The following is a 2,656-nucleotide window of genomic DNA, read 5'->3' as shown; positions in this document are numbered from 1 at the left end:
CCCCCCACACCCTCCACACCACCCTCACCGCCAAAATCGACACCACCCACACCCTCCACACCGCACTCCAACACCACCCCGACGTCACCCTCGTCACCTACAGCAGCGCCGCCGCGACCATGGGGAACCCGGGCCAGGCCAACTACGGCGCGGCCAACGCCTTCCAGGACGCCCTCGCCCACCACCGCCACCGCAACGGCCTGCGCGCCACCGCCATCGGGTGGGGGCTCTGGGACACCACCAGCGGAATGGCCGGCGGTCTCGGGCGGGCCGAACTCGATCGGATCGCCGCTGCCGGCGTCCTGCCGATCGAGGTGGAGCAGGGACTCGCCGCCCTCGACGCCGCCCTCGACATCGACCGCCCGACGGTCCTGCCGGTACGACTGAACCTGGGCGCGTTCGCCGCCCGGGACGCCGTACCGCCGATGCTGAGCAGGCTGGTCCGGCCCGCCCGGCGGCGGGCGGCGGCGGCGACCGACGCCACCGGCCACCTGGCCCAGCGGCTGGCCGGGCAGACCCCGCAGGAGCAGACCGCGTTCCTGTCCGACCTGGTACGTGCCGAGGTGGACGTGGTCCTCGGTCGCACCGACGGTGAACCGGTCGACCCGCAGCGGCCCTTCCGGGAGCTGGGTGTGGACTCGCTGACGGCCGTCGAACTGCGCAACCGGCTCGTCGCCGCGACCGGCATCACGCTCGCCGCGACCGCGGTCTTCGACCACCCCACCCCGGCCGCGCTGGCGGAACACCTGCGTACCGTCGTCGCCGGGCCGGACGGCGCGGCACCGGTGACGCCGACGACCCGCACCGCCGTCGCGGTAGCCGACGACCCGGTCGCCATCATCGCCATGTCCTGCCGGTTCCCGGGCGGCGTCGCCAGCCCGGAACACCTGTGGCGGGTGGTCGCCGACGGCGTCGACACCATCGGCGACTTCCCCACCGACCGGGGCTGGAACGTGGACGACCTGTACGACCCCGACCCGGCCGCCGTCGGCCGGACCTACACCCGGCAGGGCGGGTTCCTGCGCGACGCCGACACGTTCGACGCGGACTTCTTCGAGATCAGCCCCCGTGAGGCGGCGGCGATGGACCCGCAGCAGCGGCTGCTGCTGGAGACCTCGTGGGAGGCCATCGAGGCGGCTGGCGTCGACCCGGCGGAACTGCGCGGCAGCGACACCGGCGTATTCGTCGGCGTCATCACCAGCGACTACGTCACCCGGCTGGGCCACACCCCGGCCGGCGTCGAAGGGCACGTCTCCACCGGCACCACCACGAGCGTCGCCTCCGGCCGCATCGCCTACACCCTCGGCCTGGAGGGGCCGGCCATCACGGTCGACACCGCCTGCTCGTCGTCGCTGGTCGCCCTGCACCTCGCCGCCGGGTCACTGCGTACCGGCGAGTGCTCGCTGGCCCTGGTCGGCGGGGCCACCGTGATGGCCGGGCCGGTCAACTTCGTCGAGTTCAGCCGGCAGCGGGCGCTGTCGGTGGACGGCCGCTGCAAGGCGTTCTCATCCTCCGCCGACGGCACGGGCTGGGGCGAGGGCGTCGGCGTGATCATGTTGGAGCGGTTGTCGGACGCCCGGCGGAACGGGCACCCCGTCCTGGCTCTGGTGCGGGGTAGTGCGGTGAATCAGGACGGTGCGTCGAATGGTTTGACGGCTCCGCATGGTCCGTCGCAGGAGCGGGTGATTCGTCAGGCGTTGGCGAGTGCGGGGTTGTCGGCGGGTGAGGTGGATGTGGTGGAGGCGCATGGTACGGGGACGAGGTTGGGTGATCCGATCGAGGCGCAGGCGTTGTTGGCGACGTATGGTCGGGAGCATTCCGCGGAGCGTCCGCTGTTCCTCGGCTCCCTGAAGTCGAACGTCGGCCACACCCTCGCCGCCGCCGGAGTGGCCGGCGTGATCAAGATGGTGCTGGCGATGCGGGCCGGGGTGATGCCGAAGACGCTGCACGTCGACGAGCCGACCACGCACGTGGACTGGTCGTCGGGTGCGGTGGAGCTGCTCACCGAGGCGCGGCCGTGGGAGGGCGGGCGTCCCCGCCGGTCGGCCGTCTCCTCGTTCGGTATGAGCGGCACCAACGCGCACGTGATCCTGGAGTCGGTGCCGGAGCCGGTCGTGGTTACGGGCGACGAGCCGGTGGGGCCGGTGCCGTTGGTGTTGTCGGCGCGGTCGGTGGAGGCCCTGCGGGCGCAGGCGGTGCGGTTGGCGGGTTTTCTGGGTGGTGTTGGTGGTGGGGTGTCGTTGTCGGATGTGGCGTGGACGTTGGCGGGTCGTGCTGGGTTTGCGCATCGTGCGGTGGTGGTGGGTAATTCTCGGGCGGAGTTGGTTGCGGGTTTGACGGCGTTGGGTTCTGGCGCGGATTTCGTGTCGTCTCCGATTCCGACTTCGACCACGTCTCCGGATGCGGCTCCGACTGCGGATTCGGTTCCTGCTTCGGTATCGGTTTCGGGTTCGTCTTTGGTTCCGGTTCCGGTTCCGGTTCCGGTTCCGGTTTCTGTTCCGGTTTCGGGTTTGGTTCCGGGTTCGGGTGTGGTGTTGTCGTCGGGTGTGGTGTCGGGTGGTGTGGTGTCGGGTGGGACGGTGTTTGTGTTTCCGGGTCAGGGGTCTCAGTGGTGGGGTATGGGTCGGGAGTTGTGGGAGTGTGATGCTGTTTTTCG

The 2,656-nt window shown here is 70.8% G+C and carries 1 protein-coding gene; it reads left to right on the top strand.

Translation table 11 applies throughout. The features are described from left to right. On the top strand, nucleotides 1–2,656 hold a 2,656-nt coding region (locus tag AB0K25_RS31710), incomplete at both ends, for a type I polyketide synthase (protein ID WP_363824013.1).

This window comes from Micromonospora sp. NPDC049257, from assembly GCF_040678915.1.
GTDB classification, from domain to species: Bacteria; Actinomycetota; Actinomycetes; order Mycobacteriales; family Micromonosporaceae; genus Micromonospora; species Micromonospora antibiotica.
Note: the sequence above shows the minus strand (reverse complement) of the source record. Positions and strands in the feature narration are given on the sequence as shown.